A 24,570-nucleotide genomic window follows, 5' to 3' on the forward strand; every position below is an offset into this window, starting at 1 on the left:
TGACGTGCTGCGGGACGCGGCGTTCTGGATCCTGGCCCTCGCGGCCGTCGGCACCGGAGTGGCGGTGTTCGCCGTCGACTCGATGGCCCGCGCGACGTTCGCGCTGCTCGCGTCGTTCCTGTGCGTCGGCGGGGTGCTGCTGCTCATCGACCTGCACTACCTCGGCGTCCTGGTGGTGCTCATGATGATCATGGAGATGCTGGTGATGGCGGTCTTCATGATCATGTACATGATGAACCCGGCCGGGCTGATGCCGATGAAGATGGTGCACAACAACCGGAACGCCATGGCCATCTCGGCGGTCGTGTTCGTCCTGCTGGCGGCCGGTGCCCTCGCCGCGCCGTGGCCGCACCGCGAGGGCGCGCCGCCGCCCGACCCGACCCGCGCCCTCGGCGAGGCCGTCATGGGGCCGAAGATGCTGGTCATGATGGTCGTCGGCGTGGCCATCCTCGCCACCATGATCGCCTCCGTGGTCCTCGCGACGGACCGGGGCCGTTACGACCGGGACGACCGGAACGACCCGGAAGGCGGGGACGCGCGGTGACGCTTCAGGCCTTCCTCCTGCTCGCGGCGGCCCTGTTCTCGGTCGGGCTGTACGGGGCGCTGTCCCAGCAGTCGATCGTGATGCTGATGATGGGCCTGGAGCTCATCGTGAACGGCCTGGTCGTGGCCGGAGGCGCGTTCTGGTTCTACGTCGCGCCCGGTTCGGCGGACGGCCAGGTGCTCGTGCTCGTCGCGATCACCGTGATGGCGCTGGAGATGGCGATGGGGTTCGCCGTCGCGACCGCGCTGTTCCGCGCCCGCGACGTGGACGTCACCGACGACGCCTCGGACCTCAAAGGATGAGCGCGTTCGCCTGGGCCCTGCCCGTGCTCCCGGTCGCGGCCGGGGCGCTGCTCCTGCTCGCCGGACGCCGCGCCGACCGGATCGCGCCCGCCGCCGGGATCGTCGTCGCGCTCGGCGCGTTCGGTCTCGCGGTCGCCGCCGCCGTCGCGCGGCCGGACGTGACGTTCCCGCTGTTCACCGGGCTCCCGGCGGGCCTGGCCGTGGACGGCCTGTCGGCGGTCCTCGTGCTGACCGTGGCGTCCGCCGCCCTGGCCGTCCTGGTCTTCGCGGCCGGGGACATCGGGCCGGACGAGCCGCGCGCCCGCTTCTTCGGTCTCATGCTCGTGTTCGCCGGGGCGATGCTCGTGACGGTCACGGCGTCCGACCTGGCGGTGCTGCTCATGGCCTGGGAGGTCATGGGCGCGATGTCGTACGCGCTCATCGGCTTCTGGTGGCACGATCCCGAGCGCGTGGAGTCGGCGAACGTCGCGTTCCTGACGACGCGCGCAGGCGATCTGGGCCTCTACTTCGCCGCGGGATGCGCGGTCGCCGGAACGCGTTCGCTCTCGCTCGGCGCGCTCGCGACCGCGTCCTCGCCGTGGCGCGATCTGGTCGCGGCCGGGATCGTCCTGGCGGCGCTCGGGAAGTCGGCGCAGCTGCCGTTCTCGTTCTGGCTGTCGCGGGCGATGGCCGGGCCGAGCCCCGTGTCGGCGCTGCTGCACTCGGCGACGATGGTCGCGGCGGGCGCGTACCTGCTGATCCGCGTCCGTCCGCTGCTGGAGGCGACCGGGTGGGCGGCGACGCTCGTCGCGTGGGTCGGCGCGCTGACGGCCCTGGCCATGGGCGCGGTCGCGGTCGCGCAGCGCGACCTGAAGCAGCTGCTGGCCGCCTCGACCTGCGCGCAGATCGGGTTCATGGTGCTCGCGGCGGGCGCCGGCTCGGTCGCGGGCGGGACGGCGCAGCTCGTCACGCACGCGGCCGTGAAGTGCCTGCTCTTCCTGGGGGCCGGGGCGTGGCTGACCGCGCTCGGCACCAAGGACCTCGCCGAACTGCGCGGCGCGGCCCGCCGGTTCCGGATCGTCGGCGTCCCGTTCGGGGCGGGGGCGCTCGCGCTCGCCGGGTTTCCGCCGCTCTCGCTGTGGGTGACGAAGGACATCGTGCTGGCGTCCGCGCCGACGCCGCTGTACGCGGTGGGACTCGCGGCGGGCGTGCTCGCGGCGGCCTACTCGGTCAAGGCCCTGGTCGCGGTATGGCGGCCCGAGGACGCTCTGACCAGCGACGACACGAAGCGGCGCGGTACCCGGCAGGTCCGGTTCGCCGAGTGGCTGCCGATGCCGGTCCTCGCGGTCGTCGGCGCGGGGTTCGGGATCGTCGCGCTGCCCGGCGTGTTCGGGCCGTGGCGACGGCTGCTCGGCGCGTCCGGTGAGCACGGCCCGTCGGCGACCGAACTCGTCGTCTCCGGAGCGCTGGCCGTGCTGGTGGCGATCGTGGCGATCGTGGCGGCGCGCGAGGTGCCGATGCCGAAGGCCGCCGCGAACTGGCTGTACCTGGGGTGGGCCGCCGATCGGCTGGTGGCGCGTCCGGTGCTCGGGCTCGCGAACGCGCTGGCCCGGTTCGACGACCGGGTGCTGGACGGCGCGGTCCGCGCGGTCGCGTCGGGCGGACGGGCCGCCGCGACCGTGGCTTCGAGGCGGCTGGAGTTCCCCGCGGACGGCCTCGTGGACGGCGCCGGCCGGGCCGTCCGGCGGCTGGGCGCGCTCGCCCGCCGCCCGCAGACCGGGCAGGTGCACGCCTACTACGCCCAGGCCGCCGTCCTCCTCGTCGTGTTGACCGTCGTCGTCGTCCTGGTCGGGTGACCGTGCTCTCCCTGGTGATCTTCCTTCCGCTGGCCGCCGCGCTGGCGCTCTACGTCCTGCGCCCGGGCGACCGGGCCGCCGCGTGGACGTGGATCGCCGCGTCCGCCGCGGATCTCGCGCTCGTCATCGGACTCTGGATCGGCTACGACGGGCCGGACGTCGGGTACGAGACGGATGTCCGCTGGATCCCGTCCGTCCGGGCGGGATACCACCTCGGCGTGGACGGCCTGTCGCTGCCGCTGCTCGCGCTCACCGCCCTGCTGTTCCTGTGCTGCGCCGTGTACTCCCTGAAACAGGCGAGCAGGGCGCGCGCGTTCGCGGCGCTGTTCCTGTTCCTGGAGACGGTCAGCCTCGGCCTGTTCGCGGCGCTGGACCTGCTGCTGTTCTTCGTCTTCTTCGACCTGTCGATCGTCGCGATGTACTTCGTGATCGCGGGCTGGGGGCACGGCGACCGGCTGCGCTCGGCGCTCCGGTTCTTCCTCTACACGTTCTCCGGGTCGCTGGCGCTGCTGCTCGGCTTCATCGGGCTGTACCTCGGCTCGTCCCCGAAGACGTTCGACATGGTCGAGCTGACGCGCCATCCCCCGCTGGCCGGGTCGCCGGGCCTCGCCGGACTGGTGCTGCTCGCGATCGCGGTCGGCCTTGCGGTGAAGACGCCGACCGTCCCGTTCCACACCTGGCTTCCGCCCGCGCACACCGACGCGCCCGCCGCCGGGTCCGCGATCCTGGCGGGCGTGCTGCTCAAGATGGGCACTTACGGATTCGTCCGGATCGCGATGCCGATGCTGCCGGACGTCTGGCGGCGCTACGCGTGGGTGATCGTCCTCGTCGGGGTGGTGAGCGTCGTCTACGGTGCGCTCGTGGCGCTGGCGCAGCGCGATCTCAAGCGGCTGGTCGCCTACACCTCCGTGAACCACATGGGCTACATCGTCCTCGCGGCCGGCGCGGCCGGGCTCGCGGGAGACGAGGCCGCGCGGCGGCTCGCGGTGACGGGCGCGGTCACGCAGATGGTCAGCCACGGCCTGCTCACGGGCGCGCTGTTCCTGCTGTGCGGCGTCCTGTACGACCGCACGTCGTCCTACGACATGGACGAGTACGGCGGCGTCGCCCGCGTCGCCCCGGTGTTCGCGGGGATGCTGGCCGTCGCGTCCTTCGGCTCGCTCGGGCTGCCCGGCCTGTCCGGCTTCATCGCCGAGTTCCAGATCTTCACCGGCGTCATCGGGGCGGGGACGACCGGCGCGGCCGTCGCCGGCGGCGTCGCGGTCCTCGGCGTGCTCATCACGGCGGCGCTGTTCCTGCGGCTGCTCCAGCGCGTCCTGATGGGCCCGCCCGGAACCCTGACCGCCAAGGTGACCGACGCCGGACGGGCCGAGCGCGCCTCGATCGTCCCGCTGCTGGCGCTCGCGCTGGTCATCGGGATCGCGCCGCGCTTCCTGCTGGACCTGATCGAGCCCGTGTCGTCCGCGGTGATCGCGCTGGTCGCCCGGTGATGCGGGAGAACCCGGCCGACCTGCTGCCGGAGCTGTGCGCGCTGCTCGGCGCCGTCCTCGGCCTGCTGACCGGGATGTTCGTGCCGCGGCGGCGGCAGTGGATCGCCGTCCTGGTCTGCGCCGCCGGGGTGGTGGCGGGCCTGGTGTCCGCCGCGTTGGCGGTGTCGGGGCCGCGGCTCATGACGTTCGACGCGTTCATGCTCGACCCCGTCACGCACGTCACGCGGCTGACGGTGCTGGGCGCGACGCTGCTGGTCATGGCGCTGGCCTTCGCGCCGCTGCGCGGGCACCGGCGCGAGACCGAGTTCCACGTGCTGACCGTCCTCACGGCGCTCGGCACGATCGTGCTCGGCGCGTCCTCCGACCTCCTGGTGCTGGTCGCCGCGTACCTGCCGGCCAGCATCCCCGCCTACGCGCTCGCCGGATTCCGGAAGGACGCCGGGGGCGCCGAGGCGGCGCTGAAGTACTACCTGATGGGCGCGCTGCTCGGCCTGCTCATGCTGACCGGCGTGACGGTCCTGTACGGGTTGGGGCGCGGTACGTCCTACGAATCGCTGGCCCGGGGGCTGCCCGACAACGCGGCGGTGACCGTGGGCGCCGTCCTGCTGGTGGCGGGCCTGCTGTTCAAGGCGGGAGCGGTCCCCGGCCACTTCTGGGTTCCGGACGTCGCGGAGGGCGCGTCCCCGGTCGTCGCCGCGCTGGTCACCACGGTCCCGAAGATCGGCGCCTTCGCCGCGCTCCTCCGCTTCGGCGCGGAGGTCGCGCCGCACTCGTGGACGCCGGTCCTCGCCGTCCTCGCGTCCGCGACCATGACGCTCGGCAACCTGGCGGCGCTCGGGCAGGACAACGTCCGCCGCCTGCTGGCGTACTCGACCATCAGCCAGGCGGGCTACCTGCTCGTCCCGGTGGCCATGGCCGGACGCACCGACCTCGCCGAGCCCGCCCTCCTCTACTACCTCGCCGCCTACGCCGTGACGAACCTGGGCGCGTTCGCCGTCGTGGTCGCCGTGGGCCGCGACCGCATCGACGACTACCGCGGCCTCTCACGCCGCTCGCCCCTGCTGGCGCTCTCCCTGGTCATCTGCCTGCTGGGCCTGATCGGAACCCCGCCCACGACCGTGTTCGCAGGGAAGCTGCTCATGCTGGGCGCGGCCCTGAACGGCCACTACGTCTGGCTCGCCGTCGTGGCCGCCGTCAACACCGTCGCGAGCGTCTTCTACTACCTCCGCTGGATCGTCCCGGCCTACTCGCCCGGAAGCGACATGCCGAGCCCGTCCCGTCCGGCGGCCCTGGTCGCCTACGCGGCGACCACGCTGACCCTCGTCCTCGGCATCGGCAGCGGCATCGCCCTCTCCCTCACCTGACCGCTACCGTGTGCGGGTGGAGAACGAGGGACTTCCGGCGCTCGAACTCGCCTTTCCCGGGCCCGAGCGGGACAGCGGCGTCGCGGCGATCAAGGACGGGCGCAAGACCGCTCTCACCGGCCTCGTGGAGATCTACGAGCACGCCGGCGAGCCCCTGCCGGAGGCGGGGCAGCGGTTCGCGGTGCTCGACTCGGACGGGGAGCCGGCGGTCGTCATCGAGCTGGTCGAGGTCCGCGTCGTCCCCATCAAGGAGGTCGACGACGACTACGCGGTCGCCGAGGGACGAGGCTACGCCGACGCCGCCGAGTGGCGGACGGCCCATGAGGCGTTCTTCCGGAGCGAGGGTGTGACCGAGTTCCTCGGCCGCACTCCGGTCATCGACGACGACACGCTCGTGGTCACCGAACGCTTCCGCGTCGTCGAACCCGAAATTGCGGTCTGGTAGGGATCGGAGCCGCCTTCAGCGTTGGACGGTTTCGGGGTTCTCGTCGAGGAGGGCCAGTTCGTCGCGGCGGGGGAGGCCTTCCCAGTCGCCCGGTTGGGTGACGGCGAAGGCTCCGGTGGCCAGGGCCGTGTCGAGGGCGTCGGCGGGCGGACGGCCCGCCAGCCGGTCGGCCAGGTAGCCGGCGGCGAACGCGTCGCCCGCGCCGACCGGGTCCACCGCCGCCACGCGACGCGCCGGACGGACGGTCTCGGTCCCGCCGAACCGGCCCGCGCAGCCCCGGCCGCCGCGTTTGAGCAGCACCTCCGGAGCGTCGGGCACCGAGGTGAGGACGTGCGTCTCGTCCTCGCCGACGAACAGGATGTCCGCGCGGGACGCCAGGTCGGACAGGACCGGCCGCGCGACGTCCGGCGTCCACAGGCGGGAGCGGTAGTTGACGTCGAACGAGATCAGCGCGCCGGCGGCGGAGGCCGCTTCGACGGCGCAGAACGCGGCGGCCCTGGCCGACTCCGACAGCGCGGGCGTGACCCCGGAGACATGCAGGACGGACGCCGCGCGCAGCAGGTCGTCGGGCAGGTCGTCCGGGCTGAGACGGGAGCCTGCGCTGCCCGCGCGGTAGTACCGCACGCCGACCGCGCCCGGAAGGCGCTGGAGCTTCACCATGAGCCCGGTCGGCGCGCCGGGGTCGGTGACCAGCGCTTCGACGCCGACGCCCTCACCGCGCAGGACGGTCCGGGCGAGGCGGCCGAACTCGTCGTCGCCGACGCGGCCCGCGAACGCGACGTCCGCGCCCAGCCGGGCCGCGCCGACGGCGACGTTGGACTCGGCCCCGGCCACCGTCAGCCGGAACCCGGAGCCGACGCGCGGCGGGCCGGGTTCCTCGGCGTTGACGACGGCCAGGACCTCGCCCAGCGTGAGGAGCAGGCTCACAGGCCGGGCCCCTGGTAGAAGCCGATGTTCGGAGCGCCGGACGGCAGCGCCGTGCCGAAGTAGTCGCGCCCGCCGTTACCGGCGACGACCGCTCCCGCGTTCAGCGCGGGCGAGCCCGTGCGGAGCTTGTAGGCGTCGGCGGTCACGGTGCCCGGCGAGACGAACAGCGGCGCCGAGGTGATCGTGCCGGTCGCCCACGCCGGGACGGAGCTCACCCCGGCCAGCACGTTGCGGTCGAGCTTCCAGTCGGTGTCGTCCAGCTTCCAGCCCGCGGTGCCGGACAGGTCCTTGCGGACGATGTTGTTCGTGAACGCGACGTCCAGCGTGGCCGTGGTGGACTCGGTGACGACCGTCTGGTTCACGCCGTTCCCGATGTAGATCGTGTTGTTGTAGATCTTCCCGCCGGTCAGCGCGCCGTCGCAGACCTGGAACCCGCGCGCCGAGTCGTTGATCGACACGTTGTACCGGATCGTGAAGTTCTTCGTCGGCTTGTCGTAGGGGCAGAGCAGGAAGAAGCCGCCCTGGTTGCCGTGCGACAGGTTGTACTGGAACACGACGCCGTCGGTGGAGTGGTCCACGTCGTAGCCCATGCCGTCGCTCGTGGTCGTCCCGCCGGACGCGTCGTTGAACTGGAACGTCACGTTGCGGCTGTTGGCCGTCCACATGCCCGCGTTCGGGCTGCCGGACCGCTTGTTGAAGCCGGTCAGCGTGTTGTGCTCGACCAGCGCGCCGTCGTAGCCCTTGACGACGATGCCGTCGCCGCCGATGTCCGACAGGGTGTTGCCCCGGACGGTGAACCCGCTGCCCGGGAACCACGCGGCGCTGCACAGGCTGTTCCAGAAGGACGCCAGCTCGGCGCGGCGGCACCAGTTCGTCCAGGTGTAGATGCCCTGCCGGTCGACCGAGGCGATCGTGTTGTCCAGCACGCTGAGCCCGCTGAACGCCGTGGGCGTCGCCGTGCCCTGCGCCTCGACGACGATGCCGCCGGTCGCGTCCGCGTACTTGCCCGTCCCGGCGCCCGCGCCGGTCGTGGACGGCATCTTGCCCCGCACGTCGTGCACGTACAGGCGTTGCAGCGTGATGCCGGGGACCGTTCCCGCGTCCGACGCGTACACGTACACGCCCCGCCGGACGGCCGTGTTGTCGCCGGGCGCGGTCACTTCGAGATCCTGCACCGTGACGTAGGGGAAGGCGTTCAGCAGCACGGCGTTCGTCGCGCCGTTCGCGTCGATCTTCGGACGCGCCGTGCCGTCCCCGTACGCGCCGATCACGACGGGCGCGGACGACGACCCGGCCCCGGTCGGCGCGTACTGGCCCTGGCAGGTCGCGCCGCGCCGGAACAGCACCGAGTCACCGGGCTTCAGCGTGACGCCGTTCGCGGCGGTCAGGGTGGTGAACGGGGCGGACGAACTTCCGTCGCCCGAGCCCGTCGCCGAACAGTCCACGTAGTAGGACGTTCCGGCGGCGTGCGCGGGCGCGGCGAGGACGGCCGCGCCGCCCGCGCCCAGCAGGACGGCGGCCAGTGAGGAGGAGATCCGGCGCATTACGACTCCCTTTCGAGTGGGGGAAGGAGACGGCACGGAGGGGGAATCAGGTCAGAGGGGAAGCGGGTCAGAGGGGAAGCAGGTCAGAGGGCGGCCCAGACGCGGGCGCGTTCGCGCAGGCCGTCGAGGTCGCCGGTGAGGAGGGCGTCGCCGACCAGCGGCGACCCGACGCCCACCGCGACCGCGCCGGCGGCCAGGTAGTCCGCGGCGCGGTCGAGGCCGATGCCGCCGACCGGCACGAACTTCAGGCCGGGGAACGGCTGGCGCAGCGCGGCGACGTACTCCGGGCCGACGCTCGACGCGGGGAAGATCTTGATGAAGGCCGCGCCGGCGCGGTGCGCGTCCCAGACCTCGGTCGGGGTGAGCGCGCCCGCGTACACGGGCACCCCGCGATCGGCGCCGTAGGCGATGACCTCGGGCACGACCGCGGGCGTGACCAGGAAGGACGCCCCCGCGGACACGGCGTCGGCGGCGGCGTCGCGGGTCAGCACGGTGCCCGCGCCGACGCCGTCCAGCGCCTCGATCGCGGCGAGCGCGCCGGGGGTGGTGAGCGGCAGTTCCAGCCGGAGCCCGGCGTCCAGCAGGACGCGCGCGGCGGGCAGCAGGTGCCGGTCGTCCGGGCCGCGCAGGATGGCGAACGCGCGTCCCGTCATGCCGGGACCTCCGTTCCGGTGGCGGCGACGGCGAGCGTCTCGGCGGCGAAGTGGCACGCGACGTGGCGGCCGGGCGCGATCTCCCGCAGCACGGGCGTCTCGGTGGCGCAGACCGTCCGGTCCGCGTGCACGGACGGCCCGATCGGGCAGCGTCCGTGGAAGCGGCATCCCGGCGGCGGGGCCAGCGGCGACGGGACGTCCCCGGTGAGGACGATCCGTTCCCGGCGGCGTTCCAGCGGCGGATCCGGTTCGGGCACGGCCGACAGCAGCGCGGCCGTGTACGGGTGCAGGGGCGCGCCGGTCAGCGCGTCCGCCGGGCCGAGCTCCACGACCTGCCCGAGGTACATGACCGCGACGCGGTGCGAGATCTGCCGGACGGCCGCCAGGTCGTGCGCGATGAACAGGTACGCCAGCCCGAGCCGCCGCTGCAGGTCGCCGAGCAGCGCGACGATCTGCGCCTGGAGCGAGACGTCCAGCGCGGAGATCGCCTCGTCGCAGACGATCAGCTTCGGCTCGACGGCGAGCGCCCGCGCGATCGCGACGCGCTGCCGCTGCCCGCCGGAGAACTCGTGCGGGTAGCGGTCCGCCATCGCGGCGTCGAGGCCGACGAGGTCGAGCAGCTCGGCGACGCGCGCGTCCCGGTCGCCGGAGTAGCCGTGCACGTCGAGGGGTTCGCGGAGGAGAGCGCCGATCGTCATGCGCGGGTTGAGCGAGCTGTACGGGTCCTGGAAGACCATCTGCACGTCGCCGCGGATCCTCCGCTCGGTGCGCGGGCCGAGCTCGACGCCGTTCACCGTGACCGTGCCGCCGGTCGGACGGTGGACGCCGAGCACGGCCTTCCCGAACGTCGACTTCCCGCAGCCCGACTCGCCGACCAGCCCGAGCGTCTCGCCGGGCGCGACCGACAGGCTCACGCCGTCCAGCGCGCGCACGACCGACGCCTTGCGGCTGAACGCGCGCCGCGAGGTGAACTCCATCCGGACGTCGCGGGTCTCCAGCACCGCCCCGTCCCCGGCGGGCGGCAGGTCGCGCGGGCCGTCCAGCCGGGGGACGGCCGCGAGCAGCGCCCGCGTGTACTCGTGCCGGGGCTCGGCGAACAGGCCGTCCACCGGGCCCTCCTCGACGATCTTCCCGTGCCGCATCACCAGCGCCCGCGAGCACAGTCGCGCGACGACGCCGAGGTTGTGCGTGATCAGCAGGACGGCCGTGCCGAGGTCGCGGTTCAGCTCGGCGAGCAGGTCGATGATCTGCGCCTGGACGGTCACGTCCAGCGCGGTGGTCGGCTCGTCGGCGATGATCAGGTCGGGCCGGTTCGCCAGCGCCATCGCGATCATCACGCGCTGCCGCATCCCGCCGGAGAACGCGTGCGGGTAGTCGGCGAGCCGCGCCTCCGGGTCGGGGATGCCGACGCGGGTCATCACCTCCACCGCCCGGTCGCGGGCGTCCCGCGCGGACATCCCGCGGATGCCCTCGGTGATCTGGTCGCGGATCCGCATCACGGGGTTGAGCGAGGACATCGGGTCCTGGAAGACCATGCCGATCTTCGCGCCGCGCACCCCGCGCAGCTCGCTCTCGGAGAGCCGCAGCAGGTCGCGGCCCTGGAACAGCACCTCGCCGGACGCGACCCGGCCCGGCGCGCGGACCATGTTCAGCACCGACATCGCGGTGACCGACTTGCCCGATCCGGACTCGCCGACCAGCGCGACGGTCTCCCCGGCGGCCACGGCGAACCCGACCCCGTCCACGGCCGTGTGGCCGGGGAAGCGGGTGACCAGGTCCTTCACTTCGAGCATCTACAGCACCTCCGGGAGGCGGACGGTGAGTCCCCCGTCGACGGGCAGGACGGCACCGGTGACATAGGACGCCTCGGACGAGGCGAGGAAGCGGACGGCGCGGGCGATCTCCTCGGGGCGCCCCGCGCGGCGCAGCGGGTACGCGCGGACGCGTTCGGCGAGCGCCGCCTCGTCGCCCCACACGTGCGCGTTGCGCTCCACGGCGACGAAGCCGGGGGAGACGGCGTTGACCCGCACCCCGAGCGGCCCCCACTCCAGGGCGGCCGAGCGGGTGAACGCGACGAGCCCGGCCTTGGCCGCCGAGTACGCGGCGAACTCCGGCGCGGCGAACCCGGCGTGCACGGACGCGACGTTCACGATCGACTCGGCTCCGCCCGCCGCGACGACGGCCCGCGAGAGCCGGACGGCCGCGTGCAGCGACACCTCGAACGTGCGCGCCCAGCCCGCGTCGGTGCTCGCGCTGATCGGCGCGCGCTCCTCGGCGAAGGCGCAGTTCACGAGGATGGCGGGCGGTGCCGGGCAGGCGGCGAGCACCCGCTCGGGCGCGTCCGCGTCGGTCAGATCGACCTGCACACCGCGAACTTCGGTCAGATCGACGGCCATACCGCGCACGTCGGTCGGATCGACAGCCGTACCGCGCACGTCGGTCGGATCGACGGCCATACCGCGCACGTCGGTTCCCGCGTCGGCCTGGCCGTCCCGCACAGCACTTGCGTGGGTTTCAGCGCCGGCGGGCAGGATGTCCACGCCGACGACGGTGTGGCCGTGCCGCGCGAGTTCGGCGGCGATGGCCGCGCCGATGCCGCGCGCGGCTCCGGTGACGACGGCGACGGGCGCGCTCATCGGACGACCTCCAGCAGCGCGCCGTCGAGCGGCCCGGCCTGGTCGCCGAGCGGCCGGGACGCGCTGGTCACCACGAGCCGTCCGTTCACGAAGACGCAGCTCGTCGGGTGCGACACCGGAAGTTCCACGCGTTCGGCGAGGACGCCGTCCGGGGTGTAGGCGTGGACCGCGCCGCCGTTCCAGAGCGCGACCCACACGAGGCCGTCGCCGTCCACGGTGATCCCGTCCGGGACGCCGGGGCCGGGGATCTCGGCGAAGGTGCGGCGGTTCGCCAGGGTCCCGTCCTCGACGTCGTGGACGTCGATGCGGCCGGTGGGCGTGTCCACGTGGTAGAGCCGCGCGCCGTCCGGGCTGAACCGGACGCCGTTGGAGATGGTCAGGCCGTCCAGGACCGGCACGGGCTCGGCGCCCGGGTCGATCCGGTAGAGGCGGGCCGCGCCGGGCGCGCCCATCGTGCCGATCCAGACGCGGCCCGCGCCGTCCACGACGCCGTCGTTGCAGCGCTCCTCGCCGGGGCCGGCGGGGACGGTCGCGACCGTCCGGCCGCCGAGGAGCAGGTCGAACCCCTGCGCCAGCAGCGGCCCCTCGGGGGTCGGCCAGACGAACGTGACCGGGGCTTCGACGTCGGTGGTCTCGGTGTGGCCGGTGTCGAGGTCGGTGCGGTGCACGTGCCCGCCCCAGACGTCCACCCATAGCAGCCGGTCGCCGTCCGGGACCGGCCCCTCGCCGACCCTGGCCCGCACCTCTCCGATGGGTTCGATCATCGCTTCAGCAGTCCCTTCCCCAGTCCGTCGGCGACCAGGTTGAACGCGACGACCAGCAGGGTCACCGCGATCATCGGCCCGATCGCGTAGGCGGGATTCTGGTGCAGGAAGTTCACGCTGGACCGCAGCAGCGACCCCAGCGACGGCGCGGGCGCCCGGACGCCGATCCCGACGAAGCTCATCGCGCCCTCGACGAACACCGCGAGCGACAGCGACAGCGCGGCCTGCACGACCAGCGCGTCCACGCCGTTGGGCAGGATGTGCCGCAGCAGCAGCCGGACGGGCCCGACGCCGACCGTGCGGGCGGCGACGACGTAGTCCAGGTCGCGCTGGGTCATCACCGCGTCCCGCGCGATCCGGCCGAACAGCGGCACGTTCACCCCGGCGACGGTGATCAGGACGGCGGGCAGCCCCGGCCCGATGATCGCCGCGACGGTCACGCCGAGGATCAGCGCGGTGAACGCGAGCATGACGTCGAAGGCGCGCTGGAGGACGAGGTCCACCCAGCGGTGCGCGCCGCACAGCACGCCGAGCGCGGTGCCGAGCACCGCCCCGATCGGGACGGCCACGACGGTGACCAGCACGTCCACCCGGATCCCGTACAGGACGCGCGCCCACAGGTCGCGGCCGTACTCGTCGGTGCCGAGCAGGTGCCCGCCGCCGGGGCCGAGCAGCGCGTGCGCGCTCTGCGCCTCCGGGTCGTGCCCGGTCAGCAGCGGCGCGGCGAGCCCGGCCAGGTACATCAGCCCGACGGCGGCCAGCCCGATCCGCGCGGACGGCGTGGCGAGCCCGCGCCGCCACTGCCCGCGTCTCGGCGCGGCGGCCGGGGCGTCCATCACGGCGCTCACCGGCGCCTCCGGTGGTGCGGTCATCGGCCCTCCAGCCGGCGGCGCGGGTCCAGGGCGGCCTGGACGAGATCGGTCAGGGTCTGGAGCACCACGAACACCGCCACCGCGAGCAGCAGCAGGTCCTGGGTGAGCAGGTAGTCGCGGCCGAGGACGCCCTGGAGCAGGAGCTGCCCCACGCCCGGCCAGGCGAAGATCGCCTCGACCACGATCGCGCCGCCGAGCAGCTGCCCGACCTGGATGCCGAGCACGGTCACGACCGGCGGCAGCGCGTTCGGCAGGACGTGCCGGACGAGGATGCGCCGCGGCGCGATGCCCTTGGCGACGGCGGTCCGCACGTAGTCCTCGTCCCGGACGCGCCGGATCGACGCGGCGAGGAACCGCGCGAGGACGGCGGCGACCGGCAGCGCCAGGCACAGCGCGGGCATGATCAGGTACTGCCAGCCGATGCCGGGGTCGGACAGGAGCGGCACCCGTCCCCCGGCGGGCAGGATCCGGACGGTCACCGCGAACAGCAGCACCAGCAGCACGCCCGTGACGTACGGCGGGACCGCGCCCGCGAGGCTGGTGAAACCGTTCGCCAGCGCCCGGACCTGCCGGTTCCTCGGCACCGCGGCGCCGATCCCGGCGAGGCCGCCGATCAGCACGGCGAGCACGAGCGCGCCGAGCGTGAGTTCGAGCGTCGCGCCGAGGCCGTGGCCGATCAGCTTCCCGATCGGCGCGCCGAGGATGTAGGAGTGGCCGAGGTCGCCGGTCAGCAGGCCCTTCAGCCAGTGCGCGTACTGCGCGGGCAGGGAGTCGGAGAGGCCGAGCTGCGCCCGGACCTTCGCGACCGTCTCGGGCGGCGCGTCCGGTCCGGCGAGCACGACGGCGGGGTCGCCGGGCGCGAGCCGCAGCACCGCGAACACGAGCACCGAGGCGACCGCCAGCACCAGCGCCCCGGACGGGACGCGGCGCAGACTGTATCGGATCATGATCAGGCCAGGTCCGCGTCGTCGAGGTTGAGGTAGTCGAACATCGTGTACGCCAGGCCCCGCACCTTGGTGGAGATCGTGAAGGTGTGCGCGCTGCCGACGAGGTCGCTGACGAACTGCTGGTCGAGCAGGAAGTCGTTGACCTTCCCGTAGACGGACGCGCCGGGCTTGCGCCACAGCTCGTCCGCGAGGGACGTGTAGGTGCCGTCGCTGAACTTCGAGGAGTTCTTCTCGGCGTTGAACGGGAACGCGCCCTTGACGAGCGTCGCGGGGTTGAGCTGGCCGAAGCCGTGCCCGTTGACGAACAGCCCGCCGATGCCGCCGCCGGTCAGCTTCGCCTGGAAGTCGGGCGCCTGGAGCGGGACGGCCGACACGTTCAGCCCGGCCTCCTTGAGGTTGAACTGCACGATCTCGGCGATCTTGGCGTTGGTGCCGAGGCCCGCGTTGTAGAACAGGTCGATCTTCGCTCCGGCCGCGCCCGCCCGGCCGAGCAGCTCCTTGGCCTTGGCGGTGTCGTAGGAGTACGTCTTCGCCTTCGCCGCGTCGTAGGCGGGCGAGCTGGGCGCCCACGGCAGCGACGACGTCCTGCCGATGCCGCCGAGCACCTGGGACAGGATGCGGTCGCGGTCGACCGCGTACGCGACGGCCTGCCGGACGCGCTTGTCGTCCAGCGGCTTCACCGTCACGTTCGAGCCGACGTAGAACGCCGAGTCGTTGGCGTCCGAGACGACGACCTGGAAGCCGCGGTCGCCCTTGAGGCCGGCGGCGTCCAGCGGGGCGAGGTCGAGCGCGAGGTGCGCCTGGCCGGAGCGGAGCGCCGCGACCATCGACTGCGACTGGCCGATGACCTTGATCTCGACGCCGTCCAGCTTGACCGGCTTGAAGTACTTCGGGTTCCTGCTGAGCGTCACGCCGGTGCCGGGCGTGTAGGAGTCCACCTTGAACGGGCCGGTGCCGATGATCTTCGTCCCGGCGGCCAGCTCCCCGATCGTCTCCCTGTCCGGGATGATCATGATCTCGAACAGGTCGAACACGTTCCCGACCGGGTGCGCGAAGGTGATCGTCAGCTCGTGGTCGCCGTTCTTCTCCGTCTTGGCGACGGCCTGCGCGACATGCTTGAGCTGCGAGGCGACCTCCGGCTTCCTCAGGTTCTCCAGGGCGAACACCACGTCGTCGGCCGTGAACGGACGGCCCGTGTGGAAGGTGACGTCGCTGCGCAGCTTCAACGTCACCGCGTCGCCCTTGACCTGCCACGACTCCGCCAGGCCCGGCTTGGGCTGAAGCGTCCTGTGGTCGTACTCGGTGAGCGTGTTGAAGACCGTCCGGTTGATCGAGAAGTTCGGGTTGTTCTGCCCGAAGAGCGTGGCCGGGGCGATGTCCGCGCCCTGCACGATCGTCAGCACCTTCCTGCCGCCCTTGCCGGACGACGCCTGGTCCACGGCGGACGAGCAGCCGGGGAGCGCGAGCGCGGCGGCGCCCAGACCGAGGGCGCCCAAGAAACTGCGGCGGGGGATGTGCGTGGTCATGGGGTGCTCCAGAGAAGGGTGACCTGCGGGTGAGCGGGGGAGAGGTCCAGGCCGATGCCGGGACCGGGGGACAGGGTGAGCAGGCCGCCGGCGACGCGCTCCGCGCCCCCGACGACGGCGGGCCGCCACTCGGCCTCGCCGAACATGAACTCCAGGACGCCGGGCGCCACGCCGGTCAGGTGGGCGCTGACGGCCGTCGCGACCGGGCCGCTCGGGTTGTGGAACGACACCTCCGCGCCGCACTCGGCGGCGGTGGCCGCGAGGTCGAGCGCCGCCGAGACGCCGCCGGCGTGCTTGACGTCCGGCATGACCACGTCGAGCAGGCCCCGCGCGCGGGCGACCTGCGCGGTGTCGACCGCGAACTCGCCGCCGGCGAGGCGCAGGTCCGTGCGCTCGCGCAGCCGGCGCAGCCCGGCGGTGTCGTCGATGCCGGTCGCGTCCTCCAGCCAGCCGAGGCCGAGGTCGGCGAGCGCGTCCAGGACGGGTTCGAGCTCGTCCGGGGCGAGCCGCTCGTGGCAGTCGATCATCAGCTCGACGTCCGGGCCGACCGCCGCGCGCACCGCCCGCGCCCGCTCCAGGCCGAGCAGCGGCAGCGGGCGGTCGCCCGGCACGTCGAACGGCGCGAACTTGATCCGCCGGAAGCCCGCCCTGACGGCGGCGAGGGCGCATTCGGCGACGTCCTCCGGGGCGCGCCCGCCGGGCATCCGGTTGATGTTGGCGTAGAGCCGGACCGGCCCCGGATCCGAGCCGCCGAGCCACTTCCACAGCGGCTCGCCGCGGCGGCGCGCCTCCAGGTCGCAGTGCGCCTGGTCCAGCGCGCCCCGGACGGTCGTCACTAGGAACGGGTCGGCGGGGTCGCCCGGACGGTCCAGGTGCGCGGCCACGGCCTCGGGCGTCCCGGCGTCGGAGCACTCGCCCCAGCCGGACGCGCCGTCGCGGTCGGCGATCCGGACGACCAGCCAGTCCGTGCGGGCCGACACCGCGACCCGGTACAGCGAGATCACGGCTCCGGTCACGCCTCGGCCCCCAGCGGGTCGGCGAGCACGTCGGCGAGGACGGGCGCGGCGGCGGACACGACCAGCGCGCCCGGTCCGAGCCCGGTCGCGCCGATGCGGTCGGCGAGGTCGCGGCCCCGGCTCGCGCACCGCGCGGCCTCGGCGGACAGCTCGTCCAGATGCTCGGGGGCCTTGACCACGCCGCCGCTGAGGACGACCCGTCCGGGGTTCACCAGGTCCGCCAGCAGCGCGACGGCCCGCCCGACCGCCCTGGCCCGGCCGCCGACCAGCGCGGCGGCCCGCTCGTCGCCCCCGCGCGCGAGCGCGATGAGGTGGTCGAGGTCGGTCGCGTCGATCCCGGCGCGGCGCGCGGCGGCCAGCAGCGCGGCGTCCGTGGCGACGGCGGCGAGGCACCCCGTCCGCCCGCACCCGCACCGCGCATCACCGTCCCCGCCCGCGTCGCCGCCCGCGCCCGCGCCGCCGCCTGCGCCCGCGCTGCCGCCTGCGCCCGCGCTGCCGACCGCGCCGGCGTCGCCGCCCGCGGTCGCGCCGACGAAGAGGTGGTCGATGCCGCCGGCGGCCGAGCCGGGGCCCCGGTGGATGGACCGGCCGAGGACGAGCGCGGCGTCCACGACCTGGCCGATGAACACGACCAGCAGGTCGTCGGTCTCGCGGCCCGCGCCGAACCACAGCTCGGCCTCGGCGGTCGCCCGGACGTGCTGCTCCATCCGCAGCGGGCCGGGCACGCGCGCGCTGAGCAGGTCGGCGAGCGGCACGCCGGTCCAGCCGAGCGCGGCGTGCTCGACGACCGTCCCGCCGTCCACCCAGCCGCCGGTGCTGACGCCGGTGCCGAGCACCCGGCGCCCGCCGCGGTGCTCGCGCAGGAACGCGGCGACGCCCTCGGCGGCCTGCTCGACGATCGTCGCGGGGGAGGTGTCCTCGTGCCGCAGCGCGCGCTCGGCGAGGACCGTCCCGTCCAGCGCGACCAGGCCGAGCGTGGTGCGCTCCAGGCCGATGTGGACGCCGAGCGCGGCCCCCCGGTCGCGGTCGATCCGGATCGCGACGCGCGGCCGGCCGAGCGCGGTGGTGTGCCGGGGCTCGGCCTCCACCAGGTGCCCGGACTCGATCAGGCTCGCGGTGAGCTTGGTGACCGCGGGGGCCGACAGGCCCGTCCGGCGGACGACCTCCGCCCGCGAGACCCCGTCCCCGGAGAGCACGGCGCGCAGCACCGCCGACGCGTTCGCGCGCCGCATGCCCTCCGCCCTGCGCCCGCTGGTCACCAGCCCGGACCGGCCTTCTGGCTTCACCGGCACCCCCTCCGCTCGACTTAGTTTCAGAAACTTAATTAGTCGGCGCAGGCAGAGGCAAGAGTGAGCTGGATCACGAAGGGGTAACGGGTGTGCTCACCGGAGCCGCCGCCGCGCCGGGCGGCCGACGCGGCGACGTTACCACACTAATTCAGTAGGGAAAGTTCGAGTCAGGCCGGATCCAGCCGGAACACGGTCGTGGATGCCGTGTGCGGCAGGATCTCGGCCTCACTCGCGTCCACCGGGAACGGCAGTTCCGGATCCGCGTACCCGGCCTGCGGCAGGTAGACGGCCAGCGCCCGCGCCGCCTCGGGGCCTTCGACGAGCGTGGCGGTGTAGCGGGCGTCCGTGCCGCCGGGGCCGTCCCGCTCGACCGTGCAGGCCCCGGCCGCCACGAGGTTGCGCACCCAGTCGCGGCGGCGGACCGCCGAGCACAGGTAGAGCCGCCCGTCGATCGCGGTGACGTTGACGCCGAACGGCCGGGGCTCTCCGCTGCGCCGTCCGGGCACGTTCACGACTCGCAGGGCGGGCCTGCCCTCCTCGTACGGCTGGACGGGCGCGGCGCGGACGTCCTCGATCGCGCGTGCCGCCGCCGCGCGCCGGTCGGTCTGCTGCTCCATGAAGCTCCTCCCGAAGTGAAGCGGACCAACGGTCCGGTTTCCGCCCGGTACGATACGGACCGTCGGTCCGGATAGGCAAGGGGAGACGGTGGAAGCACCCGAGCGGCCCGAGCGGCACGAGGTACCTGCGCGGGCCGAGGGGGCCGAGCGGATGGAGCGCGCGGACGCGGCGCGCAACCGGGAGGCGATCCTCGCGGCGGCGACCGAGCTGTTCGACCGCCGGGGCGTCGGCACGGTCTCGGTCAACGACGTCGCCGAGGCGGCCGGGGTCGGCAAGGGCACGGTGTTCCGCCGCTTCGGCGACCGGACGGGCCTGATCCAGGCCGTCATCGAGCCGCGCGTTCGGGCCCTGCGCGCGGCGGTCGAGTCGGGGCCGCCGCCGCTCGGTCCCGGCGGCGACCCGGACGCGTCCCTGCACGCCTACATCGACGCGCTGCTCGACTTCGTGTGGGCCAACCGCGGCCTCATCCGCGCGCTGGAGCACCGCGGGCCGGACGCCTACTACGCCAACGACGCCAGCCGGTTCTGGGTCGCCGAGCTGGGACGCCGGCTGGCCGCCGTCCATCCGGGCGACGACGCCGAGTACCTCGCGCACGCCGTGTTCACCGCGCTGCGCGCCGACGTGATCGAGTACCTCGTCGACGCGCGCGGGATGTCGCCCGAGCGCGTCCGCGCGGGGCTGCACCGGCTCAGCGGCGGGACGTCCCCTCGGCCGTGACGGCCGGGCCGTCCTCCGCGGCGCGCCCGGGCTCGTCCTCGTCCTGCCTGCCGACGCGGGCGAGGGAGCGGTCGGCGAGCGTCGTGACCAGGAACAGGACGGCCGTCCCGACCAGCAGCCAGGCCATGTGGTGCAGGCCCGTGGTCGTCGCGCCGCGCGGGAAGACGGCGGCGTCGGCGGCCGACGCGGCCAGCGCGCCGAGGTACATGAACGTCCGCAGCAGCCCGGCGGACGATCCGATGCGCTCCGGGTCGGCCTGCGCGTACATCGCGTTCTGGTTGGCGAGGCCGGTCAGCCCCTGCGGGACGCCGATCACGGCCCCGACGGCGACCAGCGCCCAGACCGGGCTGGAGACGTGGAGCAGGAGCAGCGCCGCCACCCCGGCGACCTGGACGAGCGAGCCGGCCAGCAGCTTGCCGCGCACCTCGGCGCGGCGTCCGGTGATCGCGGTGACGGCGATCGCCGACAGCGACAGCGGGAGGAGCAGCAGCCCGGCCCCCGACGCCGACAGCCCGCGCCCCTCTTCGAGCCACTGCGTGAACCCGTACAGGAAGGCGTAGGACGTCGTGTACGCGAGGAACTGCCGCAGGTAGGTCGCCAGCAGCGGACCGTTCCCGCGCAGCACGCGCAGGTCGATGAACGGGTCGGCGGTCCGCAGCTCGCGCAGCGCGAACGCCGCCCCGGCCGCGAGCGTGATCACGACCAGGTACCAGCCGCTCGGGCGGGGCCGCATGAGGAAGAGCATGAACGCGGTCAGCGTCACCGCGAACAGCGCGATCCCGGACACGTCGATCGCGCCGCGCGCCGCTCCGCCGCCCGACGTGCCGTGGGCGGGGCTCGCGCCGGACGCGCCGGAGGCCGTTCCCGCGCCGGACGCGGCGCGCGGGCGGCGGGGCAGCCACAGCGCGCCGAGCACCAGGCAGGCGACCGAGAGCGGCACGTTGATCGTGAAGATCAGCCGCCAGCCGCCGAGGCCGATCAGCAGCCCGCCGAGCGTCGGCCCGACCACCGCGGTGACCTGCGCGGACGCCGACAGCGCCGCGAGCACGCCGGCCGGGCTGCTCCGGCCCGTCCGGTCGGACTCGGCGCGCAGCAGGGCCATGGACGCGGGGAACGCCGCCGACGTCCCGAAGCCGAGCAGGACGCGCGAGAGGATCAGCACCCCGAGGTCCGGCGCGACCGCGCCGACCAGCCCGGCGAGGCCGACCAGGGCCGTCCCGGCCAGGTAGAGCGGGCGCGGGCCGAAGGCGTCCACGAGCCGCCCGATCACCGGCTGCCCGACCGCGGTCGCCAGGTAGAGACCGGTGACCAGCCACGCCGTCTGCGCGGGCGAGACGTCGAAGGCCCGGCCGATCGGGATCAGCGCCACCGCGAGCATGGAGGAGTTGATCGGGTTCAGCACCGACCCGAGGATCATCGGAGCGATCAGCCTGCGGTCGAACCCGCCCTCGGCCATGTGTCCACCTCCTCAATTAGCCAGTCCAGACTGTACACCTTGAGGTGAACAGTTTGAACTGTCTAATCGGTCACGGGGTCCGATCGCTGGTCAGGGCGGTTTCCTCACCGAATTCTCAGATTCGGATCATCGCCCGGCAAGATCGCACCGCCAGCCTGCGGCGCATGGATCTGTCGCTGAAGCGCCGGACCCTCCTGGTCAACGGCACGCTCGTGGTGCTGCTGGCGGGCGGGGCCGGGTTCGCCTATCTCTCCCTCGCCGACGACGGCGCGGGCGCCACGCAGGCCCGGGAGCGCCTCGCCCGGGTCGCCCGCGGCACGGTCGAGGCGACCGTCTCCGCGTCCGGCTCGGTGACCAGTACCCGGCAGAAGGCGTTGTACTTCGGCACGTCCGGCACGGTCACGCGCGTCTACGCCAAGGCGGGACGCAAGGTCGGCAAGGGGCAGGTGCTCGCCCGCCTCGACCAGACCTCGGCGCTGGAGACGCTCCAGGCCGCCAGGCTCACCCTCAACGCCGCCGCCGACACGCTCGACAAGGCGTCCTCCGACACGACGAGCGCCAAGTACGCCCAGGCGTACTCGGCCTGGGTGCAGGCCAAGGAGAACTACCGCAGCGCCCAGGACCGGCTCGACGCCACCGTCCTGAAGGCCCCCTTCAGCGGGACGGTCACGGAGGTCAACGGCAGCGTCGGCGATACGGTGAGCGGCGGGACGTCCTCCTCGGGCGGCAGCTCGGGCGGGACGGGCGGATCGGGCGGCGGATCATCCTCGGGCGGCTCGGGGGGCTCCGGTGGTTCAAGCGGCTCAGGTGGTTCAGGCGGGACGAGCGGCTCGTCGGGCACGTCGGGCACGTCGTCGTCGGGGTTCGTCACGATCGTGGACACCAACGACCTGGAGGTCGTCGCCGACTTCACCGAGGCCGACTCGGCGAAGCTGAAGGTCGGCCAGGACGCCGTGATCAGCTTCGACGCGCTGTCCGGCACGACCGCGTCCGGGGAGATCGCCCAGATCGCGACGACCCCGACGACCAGCAACAACGTGGTGACCTTCGCCGTGACGGCCGAGCTCGACAGCGTCCCGTCCGGGGTGCGGATCGGGCAGACGTCCACGGTCGAGGTCACCACCGGCCGCGCGGAGAACGCGCTGTACGTGCCGAGCGCGGCGGTCCGGACGGTCAACGGCGTCAGCACCGTCACGGTCATGGAGAACGGCGAACAGGTGGTGCGGACGGTGAAGACCGGCCTGCGCGGCGGCCAGGGGACCGTGATCACGTCCGGCCTGAACGAGGGTGACCAGGTGGTCGTCGTGTCGGCGGCCACGTCGTCCGGCACGGGCCGGCAGGGCGGCTTCCCCGGCGGCGGAGGGTTCGGCGGCGGCGCGCCGGGCGGCTTCGGCGGCGGGGCCGGCGGCGCGGGCGGAGGACGCCGGTGACCCCCGCCGACGGGGACCGCCGCGTCGCGGGCGGCGTCAACAGCGACTTCAACGGCGTCGTCGGTGGCGTCGCCGCTGGGGTCGCCGCTGCTGGCGCCGGCGGTGTCGCGGGCGGGGAAGCGGCGTCGGCGCCCGTCCTCGACCTTCGCGACGTCACGAAGGTGTACGGCGCGGACGATCCCGACACCGCCGTGCACGCCCTGCGCGGCGTCACCCTGACCGTCGAGCGCGGCGACTACGTCGCGGTGATGGGCGCGTCGGGCTCCGGCAAGTCCACGCTCATGAACATCATCGGCTGCCTGGACGTGCCGTCCGGCGGCCGGTACCGGCTGGACGGCCTGGACGTCGGCGGCCTCGACGAGCGGCGCCTCGCGATCCTGCGCAACCGCCGCATCGGGTTCGTGTTCCAGTCGTTCAACCTCATCCCGCGGATGTCCGCGCTGGCGAACGTCGAGCTGCCGCTCGCCTACGGCGGGGTGCGCCGGGAGGAGCGCCGCCGCCGCGCCCTGGCCGCGCTCGCCGAGGTCGGCCTCGCGGACCGGGTGCGGCACGAGCCGAACGCGCTGTCCGGCGGCCAGCAGCAGCGGGTCGCGGTGGCCCGCGCGCTGGTCACCGCCCCGACGCTCCTGCTGGCGGACGAGCCGACCGGCGCGCTCGACAGCGGCTCCACCGCCGACGTGCTCGCCATCTTCGACCGGCTCAGCCTCGCCGGCCGGACGCTCGTGGTGATCACCCACGAGGAGGAGGTGGCCGCGCACGCCAAGCGGGTCGTCCGGCTGGTGGACGGCCGGATCACCGCCGACCTGCGGCGGGCCGCCGTCGCGGGTCCGCCGCCGCGTCTCGGCCCTGCCCGGGAGGGCGCGCGATGATCCTGGAGGTCCTGCGGTTCGCGCTGCGCGGGCTCGGCGCGAACAAGCTGCGCACCGGGCTCACCACGCTCGGCATCCTCATCGGCGTCGCCGCCGTGATCACGCTGGTCGCGGTCGGGAACGGGTCGTCCAAGGCGATCCGCGACAGCATCCAGCGGCTCGGCGCGAACACCCTGACCGTCACCAAGTCCACCACCGGACGCGGCGGGCGCCTCGGCGGCGGTCCCGGCGGTTTCGGCGGAGGAGGAGGCGGTGCCGGTTTCGGCGGCGGTGGCCTGCGCGGCGGCGCGCCCGGCGGCGACGCGGGCCAGAGCACCGGCCCGCGCACCCAGGCCCGCGACCTGACCATGGACGACGCGAAGGCCCTGGTCGACAGGGTCAACGCGCCCTCGGTGAAGAGCGCGTCGCCAGTCGTCAACGCGCAGCAGCCCACGGTCACGTTCGGCGGCTCCAGCACGACCGTCGGCCAGTTCGTCGGGACGACCCCCACCTACCTGGAGGCCGCCGACCGGCGGATCCAGAGCGGCTCGGCGTTCACCGACGACGACGTGGCGCAGGGCGACCGCGTCGCCGTCATCGGCAGCAGCGTCGCCCGCGACCTGTTCGCCGGGGTGAACCCGCTCGGCCAGAAGTTCACCGTCTCGGGCGTGGAGTTCACGGTGGTCGGGGTGCTGCGGGCGAGCGGGTCCGGATCGTCCGGATTCCAGGACGCCGACAGCGTGGTAATCGCGCCGATCACCGCCGTGCGCGGCACGCTCGCGCCGTACGGCGGGCTGTCCCAGATCGTCGTGGAGGCGCGCGACTCGTCGCTGGTGGACCGCGCCCAGGCCGAGGTCACCGACCTGCTCGACCAGCGGCACGACATCACCGGGACGGCCGCCGCCGACTTCCAGGTGACCAGCCAGGCGGGCATCCAGTCCGCGGTCGCCGACTCCAACCGCACCTTCACCGTGCTGCTCGGCGCGGTCGCGGCGATCAGCCTGCTCGTCGGCGGGATCGGGATCACCAACATCATGCTCGTCACCGTCACCGAGCGGACGCGCGAGATCGGCGTCCGCAAGGCGCTCGGCGCGCCGCGCGGCGCGATCCTCGGCCAGTTCGTCGCCGAGGCGACCGTGCTCAGCCTGCTCGGCGGGCTGCTCGGCGTCGTCGCGGGCGTCGTGGCGAGCCGGTTCACCATCGTCGGCGTCAAACCGGTGCTGGTGCCGTCCTCGATCGTGCTCGCGCTCGGCGTCTCGGTCGCCGTCGGGCTGCTGTTCGGCAGCCTCCCCGCCCACCGCGCGGCCCGGCTGCGCCCCATCGAGGCCCTGCGCCATGACTGACCCT

General features: G+C 73.9%; 23 protein-coding genes. 10 read left to right on the forward strand and 13 right to left on the reverse strand.

Going from position 1 to position 24,570, the window contains the following annotated elements; all coding sequences use genetic code 11:
* The first annotated feature begins 4 nt into the window (after positions 1–4).
* The 6 genes from ACFPCY_RS12695 to ACFPCY_RS12720 are packed head-to-tail and all read left to right on the forward strand — an operon-like array spanning position 5 to position 5,980.
* Positions 5–544 (forward strand): NADH-quinone oxidoreductase subunit J family protein, encoded by a 540-nt coding sequence (locus tag ACFPCY_RS12695; protein ID WP_378254563.1) that lies wholly within the window; start codon positions 5–7, stop codon positions 542–544.
* Complete coding sequence (gene nuoK / locus ACFPCY_RS12700; protein WP_378254565.1) at positions 541–846, forward strand: NADH-quinone oxidoreductase subunit NuoK; 306 nt, start codon at positions 541–543, stop codon at positions 844–846. The genes ACFPCY_RS12695 and nuoK overlap by 4 nt, the downstream gene beginning before the upstream one ends.
* Positions 843–2,681: an NADH-quinone oxidoreductase subunit 5 family protein gene (locus ACFPCY_RS12705; protein ID WP_378254567.1), complete on the forward strand. Its 1,839-nt coding sequence runs from the start codon at positions 843–845 to the stop codon at positions 2,679–2,681. Before nuoK ends, ACFPCY_RS12705 begins: the two co-directional genes overlap by 4 nt.
* Entirely contained in the window at positions 2,678–4,171 is a 1,494-nt protein-coding gene (locus ACFPCY_RS12710; RefSeq protein WP_378254568.1) for a complex I subunit 4 family protein, read from the forward strand. The genes ACFPCY_RS12705 and ACFPCY_RS12710 overlap by 4 nt, the downstream gene beginning before the upstream one ends.
* Complete coding sequence (locus tag ACFPCY_RS12715; protein WP_378254569.1) at positions 4,171–5,535, forward strand: NADH-quinone oxidoreductase subunit N; 1,365 nt, start codon at positions 4,171–4,173, stop codon at positions 5,533–5,535. The genes ACFPCY_RS12710 and ACFPCY_RS12715 overlap by 1 nt, the downstream gene beginning before the upstream one ends.
* Positions 5,536–5,551: 16 nt before the next feature.
* The gene (locus tag ACFPCY_RS12720) at positions 5,552–5,980 is read left to right on the forward strand and encodes an ASCH domain-containing protein (protein WP_378254571.1); all 429 of its coding nucleotides are present in this window, start codon (positions 5,552–5,554) and stop codon (positions 5,978–5,980) included.
* Positions 5,981–5,995: 15 nt separating this feature from the next.
* Here the strand turns inward: ACFPCY_RS12720 and ACFPCY_RS12725 are convergent, their stop codons facing one another.
* The 12 genes from ACFPCY_RS12725 to ACFPCY_RS12780 all read right to left on the reverse strand — a co-directional run bounded on the left by ACFPCY_RS12725 (position 5,996) and on the right by ACFPCY_RS12780 (position 18,771).
* A complete protein-coding gene (locus ACFPCY_RS12725) occupies positions 5,996–6,907 on the reverse strand; it encodes a sugar kinase (protein ID WP_378254573.1) in 912 nt (303 codons plus the stop codon).
* A complete protein-coding gene (locus ACFPCY_RS12730) occupies positions 6,904–8,451 on the reverse strand; it encodes a right-handed parallel beta-helix repeat-containing protein (RefSeq protein WP_378254575.1) in 1,548 nt (515 codons plus the stop codon). The genes ACFPCY_RS12725 and ACFPCY_RS12730 overlap by 4 nt, the downstream gene beginning before the upstream one ends.
* 83 nt (positions 8,452–8,534) lie before the next feature.
* Positions 8,535–9,104 (reverse strand): bifunctional 4-hydroxy-2-oxoglutarate aldolase/2-dehydro-3-deoxy-phosphogluconate aldolase, encoded by a 570-nt coding sequence (locus ACFPCY_RS12735; RefSeq protein WP_378254577.1) that lies wholly within the window; start codon positions 9,102–9,104, stop codon positions 8,535–8,537.
* Complete coding sequence (locus tag ACFPCY_RS12740) at positions 9,101–10,897, reverse strand: ABC transporter ATP-binding protein (RefSeq protein WP_378254579.1); 1,797 nt, start codon at positions 10,895–10,897, stop codon at positions 9,101–9,103. The genes ACFPCY_RS12735 and ACFPCY_RS12740 overlap by 4 nt, the downstream gene beginning before the upstream one ends.
* On the reverse strand, positions 10,898–11,740 hold the full coding sequence (locus tag ACFPCY_RS12745; RefSeq protein ID WP_378254581.1) for an SDR family NAD(P)-dependent oxidoreductase: 843 nt from the start codon (positions 11,738–11,740) through the stop codon (positions 10,898–10,900).
* A complete protein-coding gene (locus ACFPCY_RS12750) occupies positions 11,737–12,504 on the reverse strand; it encodes an SMP-30/gluconolactonase/LRE family protein (protein WP_378254583.1) in 768 nt (255 codons plus the stop codon). Before ACFPCY_RS12750 ends, ACFPCY_RS12745 begins: the two co-directional genes overlap by 4 nt.
* Positions 12,501–13,376, reverse strand: a complete 876-nt coding sequence (locus ACFPCY_RS12755) for an ABC transporter permease (RefSeq protein WP_378254584.1) — start codon at positions 13,374–13,376, stop codon at positions 12,501–12,503. The genes ACFPCY_RS12750 and ACFPCY_RS12755 overlap by 4 nt, the downstream gene beginning before the upstream one ends.
* Complete coding sequence (locus ACFPCY_RS12760) at positions 13,373–14,323, reverse strand: ABC transporter permease (RefSeq protein WP_378254586.1); 951 nt, start codon at positions 14,321–14,323, stop codon at positions 13,373–13,375. Before ACFPCY_RS12760 ends, ACFPCY_RS12755 begins: the two co-directional genes overlap by 4 nt.
* Before the next feature lie 2 nt (positions 14,324–14,325).
* On the reverse strand, positions 14,326–15,849 hold the full coding sequence (locus ACFPCY_RS12765) for an ABC transporter substrate-binding protein (RefSeq protein WP_378254588.1): 1,524 nt from the start codon (positions 15,847–15,849) through the stop codon (positions 14,326–14,328).
* Positions 15,846–16,865: a mandelate racemase/muconate lactonizing enzyme family protein gene (locus ACFPCY_RS12770; RefSeq protein WP_378254590.1), complete on the reverse strand. Its 1,020-nt coding sequence runs from the start codon at positions 16,863–16,865 to the stop codon at positions 15,846–15,848. Before ACFPCY_RS12770 ends, ACFPCY_RS12765 begins: the two co-directional genes overlap by 4 nt.
* Positions 16,862–18,151 carry an ROK family transcriptional regulator gene (locus ACFPCY_RS12775; protein ID WP_378254592.1) on the reverse strand — a complete coding sequence of 430 codons (1,290 nt, stop codon included), beginning with the start codon at positions 18,149–18,151 and terminating at the stop codon, positions 16,862–16,864. The genes ACFPCY_RS12770 and ACFPCY_RS12775 overlap by 4 nt, the downstream gene beginning before the upstream one ends.
* Positions 18,152–18,321: 170 nt before the next feature.
* Positions 18,322–18,771 carry a PNPOx family protein gene (locus tag ACFPCY_RS12780; RefSeq protein WP_378254593.1) on the reverse strand — a complete coding sequence of 150 codons (450 nt, stop codon included), beginning with the start codon at positions 18,769–18,771 and terminating at the stop codon, positions 18,322–18,324.
* Between the two features lie 88 nt (positions 18,772–18,859).
* Between ACFPCY_RS12780 and ACFPCY_RS12785 the strand changes: the two genes are divergently transcribed.
* Complete coding sequence (locus tag ACFPCY_RS12785; RefSeq protein WP_378254595.1) at positions 18,860–19,489, forward strand: TetR/AcrR family transcriptional regulator; 630 nt, start codon at positions 18,860–18,862, stop codon at positions 19,487–19,489.
* Here the strand turns inward: ACFPCY_RS12785 and ACFPCY_RS12790 are convergent.
* Positions 19,461–20,945: an MFS transporter gene (locus tag ACFPCY_RS12790; protein ID WP_378254598.1), complete on the reverse strand. Its 1,485-nt coding sequence runs from the start codon at positions 20,943–20,945 to the stop codon at positions 19,461–19,463. The genes ACFPCY_RS12785 and ACFPCY_RS12790 overlap by 29 nt on opposite strands.
* A gap of 164 nt (positions 20,946–21,109) precedes the next feature.
* Between ACFPCY_RS12790 and ACFPCY_RS12795 the strand changes: the two genes are divergently transcribed.
* From ACFPCY_RS12795 to ACFPCY_RS12805, 3 genes are all read left to right on the forward strand, one after another.
* The gene (locus ACFPCY_RS12795) at positions 21,110–22,375 is read left to right on the forward strand and encodes an efflux RND transporter periplasmic adaptor subunit (RefSeq protein ID WP_378254600.1); all 1,266 of its coding nucleotides are present in this window, start codon (positions 21,110–21,112) and stop codon (positions 22,373–22,375) included.
* A gap of 161 nt (positions 22,376–22,536) precedes the next feature.
* The gene (locus ACFPCY_RS12800) at positions 22,537–23,244 is read left to right on the forward strand and encodes an ABC transporter ATP-binding protein (protein WP_378255154.1); all 708 of its coding nucleotides are present in this window, start codon (positions 22,537–22,539) and stop codon (positions 23,242–23,244) included.
* Positions 23,241–24,566 (forward strand): ABC transporter permease, encoded by a 1,326-nt coding sequence (locus ACFPCY_RS12805; RefSeq protein WP_378254602.1) that lies wholly within the window; start codon positions 23,241–23,243, stop codon positions 24,564–24,566. The genes ACFPCY_RS12800 and ACFPCY_RS12805 overlap by 4 nt, the downstream gene beginning before the upstream one ends.
* Positions 24,567–24,570: the final 4 nt, after the last annotated feature.

The sequence above is a fragment of the Actinomadura gamaensis genome (assembly GCF_042652125.1).
GTDB classification, from domain to species: Bacteria; Actinomycetota; Actinomycetes; order Streptosporangiales; family Streptosporangiaceae; genus Spirillospora; species Spirillospora gamaensis.

Bases quoted from the DNA above. Each gene is read 5' to 3' on its own strand.
- ACFPCY_RS12705 (WP_378254567.1), top strand. From the start codon at position 843: ATGAGCGCGTTCGCCTGGGCCCTGCCCGTGCTCCCGGTCGCGGCCGGG.
- ACFPCY_RS12715 (WP_378254569.1), top strand. From the start codon at position 4,171: ATGCGGGAGAACCCGGCCGACCTGCTGCCGGAGCTGTGCGCGCTGCTC.
- ACFPCY_RS12730 (WP_378254575.1), bottom strand. From the start codon at position 8,451: ATGCGCCGGATCTCCTCCTCACTGGCCGCCGTCCTGCTGGGCGCGGGC.
- ACFPCY_RS12735 (WP_378254577.1), bottom strand. From the start codon at position 9,104: ATGACGGGACGCGCGTTCGCCATCCTGCGCGGCCCGGACGACCGGCAC.
- ACFPCY_RS12740 (WP_378254579.1), bottom strand. From the start codon at position 10,897: ATGCTCGAAGTGAAGGACCTGGTCACCCGCTTCCCCGGCCACACGGCC.
- ACFPCY_RS12745 (WP_378254581.1), bottom strand. From the start codon at position 11,740: ATGAGCGCGCCCGTCGCCGTCGTCACCGGAGCCGCGCGCGGCATCGGC.
- ACFPCY_RS12750 (WP_378254583.1), bottom strand. From the start codon at position 12,504: ATGATCGAACCCATCGGAGAGGTGCGGGCCAGGGTCGGCGAGGGGCCG.
- ACFPCY_RS12755 (WP_378254584.1), bottom strand. From the start codon at position 13,376: ATGACCGCACCACCGGAGGCGCCGGTGAGCGCCGTGATGGACGCCCCG.
- ACFPCY_RS12760 (WP_378254586.1), bottom strand. From the start codon at position 14,323: ATGATCCGATACAGTCTGCGCCGCGTCCCGTCCGGGGCGCTGGTGCTG.
- ACFPCY_RS12765 (WP_378254588.1), bottom strand. From the start codon at position 15,849: ATGACCACGCACATCCCCCGCCGCAGTTTCTTGGGCGCCCTCGGTCTG.
- ACFPCY_RS12780 (WP_378254593.1), bottom strand. From the start codon at position 18,771: ATGGAGCAGCAGACCGACCGGCGCGCGGCGGCGGCACGCGCGATCGAG.
- ACFPCY_RS12790 (WP_378254598.1), bottom strand. From the start codon at position 20,945: ATGGCCGAGGGCGGGTTCGACCGCAGGCTGATCGCTCCGATGATCCTC.
- ACFPCY_RS12795 (WP_378254600.1), top strand. From the start codon at position 21,110: ATGGATCTGTCGCTGAAGCGCCGGACCCTCCTGGTCAACGGCACGCTC.
- ACFPCY_RS12805 (WP_378254602.1), top strand. From the start codon at position 23,241: ATGATCCTGGAGGTCCTGCGGTTCGCGCTGCGCGGGCTCGGCGCGAAC.